We start from the raw sequence: 5433 nt of genomic DNA on the forward strand, positions 1-5433 counted from the left end.
GCCCATGGCGGCCAGCCGCCCGCCGTGGTCTACTTCGACGGCATCCAAACCGATCAGAAGGTGCAGGCAGTAGCTTAAACTACCCCGGAAACTGTCCAACCGACGGGGAGTAGCTCACTCGGACGCCGAGCTTTCCGAGGACGTCTCTCTGGACGCGCAGACCTGTTCCTGCTGCCAGACCTCAGCGGCCCTGACCAGCTCCTGCCGAACGCGAAATCGCACCTCATGGCGTCGGACATGACGGATTCCGTTGGCACGCAAGGGCCTGGTGTTCTCGCGAGGAGATATTCAAGGATTTCGTAATGGGGGCACCTCTATAAATTGCCTCGCCCTTCGCGCAATGCTATCCTGAGGCAGTGACTTGGCATGAGGGGTATGACGATGGCGCAGATGGGCTTCTTCGACCTCTCGGACCGCTACGCGAGCCTTGATGCCAAGAAGGACCCACTGGTTGAGAACGACGCCGTCGTGCCGTGGGAGGAGCTTGGCCCGACGCTGGAGGCGGTTTGGCGCAAGCCCGCGCCAGCGCGCAAGTCGCGGGCCGGGCGCAAACTGATAGATGCGGTGGTGATGTTTAAGGCGCTGGTTCTGGGAGCGCTCTACAACCTCTCGGACGACCAGATAGAGTATCAGCTGCGGGATCGGCTGTCTTCCATGCGGCTCCTCGGGCTGGGACTGGAGGGCCGTGTGCCCGACGCCAAGGCCGTCTGTCTCTATCGCGAGGGGCTGGCGCAAGCGGGCATGGTGGAGGCGTTGTTTGAGCGGTTCGACGGGTATCTGGCCCGGCAGGACTGCATCTCGCGGGGTGGTCAGGTTTTGGACGCGGCCATCGTGCCGGCCCCGAAGAACCGCAACACGCGAGAGGAGAACCAGGCCATCAAGCAGAGCGAACTGCCTGAGGGGTGGGCGGACGAGCCCGCCAAGCGCAGCCAGAAAGATACCGATGCGCGTTGGACGAAGAAGCGAAGGCGCAGTCACTACGGCTACAAGAACCACGTCAACGTCGACCGAAAGCACAAGCTGGTCCGGCGCCACCGCGTCAGTGATGTCGGCCTAAACGACAGTCGAGCCGTCGACCACCTGCTGATGCGGGACAACACCGGCTCCGGGGTCTGGGCGGACGCGGCCTATCGCTCCGAGGAGATCGATTCAAAGCTGCGGGACCGCAAGCTCAGGAGCCAGGTCCATCGCAAGGGCATGCGGGGCAAACCGCTGACTGAGCAGGCCAAGAATAGCAACCGGACCAAATCCAGCGTGCGCGTCCGCGTCGAGCACGTCTTCGGCGCGCAGGCCAACGACATGGGCGGCACCCTGGTGCGCACGATCGGACTGGTGCGCGCCCGCGCCAAGATCCGGATGAAGAGCCTCGTTTACAACATGCGCCGCCTAAACCCGTGCCCAGCATGATCCCGGCGCAGAGAAATCAGGCGGTGCGGCGCGAAATGCCGGTCGGGACGGGCAGAGAACATAAAAACCCCATGGCGCGAAAAGGCGCCGAAGGTCGGCATCATGCCAGTGTCTATATCGCCGAGCCTGCGGTCCGCGACCAAAAGTGTAAAGAACCAATGCGCCCTAAATCAAGTGGGAATGTCAAAATGCTTGATCAGGCAAAACCCAAATTTCCAGACCGCGGGTTGCTCTACCCAGCGCGGCAGAAGCGAGATCGCCAATGGACTGCTGCGCCAGTTCATGGCAGGATGGCGGTCCCCGAATTCCATCAAGGCTTAGCTCAAGAATGTGGCTGCCCTGACGAACCACCGCCCGCGAAAGAGACAGCCCGGAGTACCCAGAAAACGCCATGCGAGATGAAATTGCGGCTTTCTGATAAACCGTTGCGCTCGAAAGTGGAGTTGAGCCAAGCTCAAATCGGAGCTGTTCGATAAACAGCCAAGTTTTCCCTGGCATTCCGAACTTGCTGTAAGCGGCTCGGCCAATGTCTCGTCCCACAACTCTCCTCATCCCGTTGGAGCGCATGACTTCTCAAAGCGAATATAGAATGCCATGACTAAAGGTATGTCTCCCAAAAAAATGTCCGAGGCCGATCTGTATCGACTGATATCGGAGAGCGGCTATTTCGACGAGAAATGGTATTGTTCGCAATATCTCGATGTTAAGAAAACTGGAATCGATCCGCTAGAACATTATCTGCGACTGGGGAGGATCTTGGGGCGGAACCCTTCGCCATTGTTCGATAGTGACTTTTACGTTTCAGAGCATGAAGATCACCTTGGTTGGCAAGAAAACCCCTTGGTGGACTATCTTACTTGGGGTCAGGAAGCCGGCTGGAAGGCGCGCCCGAACCAAGGCCGCGCCGCGCTTGTGGTGCACGTCTTTCATCTCGACACGCTGTCGGACCTGGCTGCATATTCGGCGAATTTCCCCGATGATGCGGATCAGTTGGTCACCTGCCCCGACGATTTCGATGCAGAGACCTTGGACCTGATCGCCAAGGCCCTGCCGAGGGCACAGATCGTGCCGGTGCCCAATGCTGGACAGGACGCCGGCGCGCTTATCGCACTCGCACGCAAGATAGATCTGACCTGCTACGATGTGATTTGCAAAATACACAGCAAGAAAGGCGCCAAGGAACCGGCCCGCTGGCGCCATGCGCTGTTGCGCGGGGTGCTCGGCAGCAGATCCCAGGTGGACCGGATCCTCCGCGCCTTCGAGACCGACCCCCGGCTGACCCTCGCCGGGGCGCGGCAGCTTTACCTGCATGGGCCTAGCAACATGCGGAAAAACAATGAGAACTTCGGCACGCTTTTCGGGGGCATGGCCGGCGATTTTGACTATATGACTGCCGACTGGGGGTTCATCGCCGGCACCTGTTTCTGGATACGCAGCGCCGCACTGGAGGAAATCAGGCGAGCGCTGGGTCCGATCGAGTTTCAGCCCTCCGCCTATACCGACGACGGAACCATCGCTCATAGCATCGAACGAGGTTTCGGGATGGTTGCCGCGCTCCGGGGGGGGCGGACGCTGCTGTCCGACGTGAGCGACCTCGAGCGGGTCGAGGTCGTCGAAGCGTTCCCGGCCGATGGCCGCCGCGAGCAAGTCGTGGTTTCGCAGATGCTGCCTAATATCGCCTTTCCTGACGCACTGTCCCGGACCTGGAAGCCACGCGGCGCCGTCGACGAATCGTCAAGAAACCAGATCGGTGGCTGGCTAGCAGTCATCGGCGACCAGACGCCGAGGGAAGGCATCTTGCGAATCGGAAAGCATGAAGTTCCTCTTACTGCGGATCATTTTCGCCAGGACCTGAAGGCGCATGGAATCAACGAAGGCAGACATGCCTTTCAGGTCTCCGTGCCCCTCGCGCTATATGATGGGAAATCCCACGAAGCGGTTCTGATCGATAAAAGGACCTCGACCGAGATCGCCCGCAGGAGTTTTCGCTGGGAAAAGCCGAAACGAGACTACTGGGATTTCCAAGGCTTTCTGAAATCGTCGATGACCCAACCCGAAATCCATGCGCCCTTTGCTGAGGAGGACAAGCGCGCCTTCGCAGTGATGGAGGGGATTGCCAAGCGGTTGGCGGGACGGGCGCTGTCGCTGGAAGACAAGCCGCTGGTTTCGGTGGTAATGCCGATGTTCAATCGTGCTTCGATAGTGGGTGACGCGGTGACCTCGGTTCTGGCGCAGAGCTATGGCAATTTCGAGCTGATCGTGGTCGATGACGGCAGCAGCGATGACAGTGTCGCAGTGGTTAACGGGTTTTATGATCCGCGCATTCGTCTGATAGAACTACGCGAGAACCGCGGCGTGACTGTGGCGCGCAACACCGCTCTAAAGGCTGCTCGTGGCGAAATCATCGCCTATCTCGACAGCGATAACACCTGGGACGATCGCTTTCTTGCCGCGCATGTCGGTGCGCTCGACGAATTGCCCGACGCCGACATGATCTACTCCGGCGTGCTGCTCTACCGCAGCGCGGTGAATGAGCCCCATGCCATTCGCTACGGCCATCTGCACCGCGCCTTGCTGGAGAACAAGAACTACATCGACAACAACATCATCGTTCACCGCCGCGAATTCCTGGACCGGTTGGGAGGATTCGATGAAAAGCTACGCCGCTATGTCGACTGGGATCTGGTGCTGCGGGCGACCGAGTTCGGCAAGATCTATTCGGTGCCAGTCTTGCTATGTCATTATCACTACAATCGGAGCCTAAATGCGATTACCGATAATGTCGCTTATGTCGGGCATCTTGATATCCTTCTGGAGAGCTTCAGGATGCGGAAACGCGCCTATCTGGAAAAACTCGATCAGGCCGAGCTGATCCGCCCGGTCAGCGTCGTCATCCCCAACTGGCAGTCGCTCGAGGATATCCACGATTGCATCGAGGCACTTGCCCGGCGCGACTGGAAGGGAATGCTCGATATCATCGTGGTGGATAATGACTCCTCCGAGGAGGTACGGGAATATCTCCGTGCCGAACAGGATACCGGGCGCATCCTGTTCATTCCACTGGAGAGCAATTTTGGATTTACCTATGCGGTAAATGTCGGCATCGAACAGGCCCGGCCGGACTCCGACATTGTCCTGCTCAACAATGATGCGATCGCCCAGCCCGGCGCGGTGCAGGCGCTGCAGCGCGCTTGCCTGGATCGGCCAGACGCCGGCATGACGGTACCGCGCCAGATCCTGCCTGCCGGCACCAAGACGCTGCGTACCCACGTGCCTTTTGCGAGCGTGATCTCTGACTGCGACGTGAATATCTCGGCGCATCACCGCAACGTGGCCAATGTTCCGATATTCCACGATGGGAAAGATTTGGAGTTCAGTTATGCCGCCTTCTTTGCCGTTTATATCCGTCGAGAGTTGATTGATCAGATCGGCCCGCTGGATGCGGAATACGGTCGCCACTATAGGTCGGACCGCGTCTACTCGGACATGATGCGAAATCTGACCGATTACCGGATGTATTACGTTCCGGACTCTCACTTTATTCACAAGCTGCAAAAGGCCACCGACCATCTGCGTGACATCGGCGAGAAAGACAAAAAATTCGAGCTGATGTTTCGCCGCAACCAGTGGGACAAGGAGACAGCCGAGAAGCTGAGCTATCGGTTTGCGCCATGGGACACGTTCTGAGAGTCGTGACGATATAGATGTCCTGACGAGGCAGGCTGCCCAAGGCTGGCAGAGGTCTCGGCGATGTTTGGTTCCCCGATTGTGTGCGGAGGTTGCGAACCTGCACGGAACTTGGAAACCCAGCGGAGCCTTCCGTTCAAACGAGCCGGGACATGCGGTCCAGCGTCGTCACCCAACCTTCATCATTGAACTTAGGTGTTCCATCCCGGATGATCACGTTTCCCCACGACGATCCGCGCTCTTCATGGCGAGGTCGATCCTGAGGGACATTCGAGGCGGGGCGAGACTATGCTGATCCATCTTCACAAGCGGGCCACGACGACGCCGAAGGTGCGGGCT

The 5433-nt window shown here is 58.9% G+C and carries 3 protein-coding genes; 2 read left to right on the forward strand and 1 reads right to left on the reverse strand.

Translation table 11 applies throughout. The features are described from left to right. Positions 1-381: 381 nt before the first annotated feature. Positions 382-1407 (forward strand): IS5 family transposase, encoded by a 1026-nt coding sequence (locus DR046_RS22545; protein WP_115384585.1) that lies wholly within the window; start codon positions 382-384, stop codon positions 1405-1407. 183 nt (positions 1408-1590) lie between these two features. Here the strand turns inward: DR046_RS22545 and DR046_RS23380 are convergent, their stop codons facing one another. Beyond that, positions 1591-1905 carry a hypothetical protein gene (locus DR046_RS23380; RefSeq protein WP_135227394.1) on the reverse strand — a complete coding sequence of 105 codons (315 nt, stop codon included), beginning with the start codon at positions 1903-1905 and terminating at the stop codon, positions 1591-1593. Positions 1906-2028: 123 nt separating this feature from the next. Between DR046_RS23380 and DR046_RS22550 the strand changes: the two genes are divergently transcribed. Continuing rightward, a complete protein-coding gene (locus DR046_RS22550; protein ID WP_167767252.1) occupies positions 2029-5094 on the forward strand; it encodes a glycosyltransferase in 3066 nt (1021 codons plus the stop codon). The last annotated feature ends 339 nt before the right edge of the window (positions 5095-5433 follow it).

The organism is Jannaschia formosa (assembly GCF_003340555.1).
Classification (GTDB): Bacteria; Pseudomonadota; Alphaproteobacteria; order Rhodobacterales; family Rhodobacteraceae; genus Jannaschia; species Jannaschia formosa.

Excerpts from the sequence above, each read along its gene's own strand:
- DR046_RS22545 (WP_115384585.1), top strand. The coding sequence starts at position 382 with ATGGCGCAGATGGGCTTCTTCGACCTCTCGGACCGCTACGCGAGCCTT.
- DR046_RS23380 (WP_135227394.1), bottom strand. The coding sequence starts at position 1,905 with ATGCCAGGGAAAACTTGGCTGTTTATCGAACAGCTCCGATTTGAGCTT.
- DR046_RS22550 (WP_167767252.1), top strand. The coding sequence starts at position 2,029 with ATGTCCGAGGCCGATCTGTATCGACTGATATCGGAGAGCGGCTATTTC.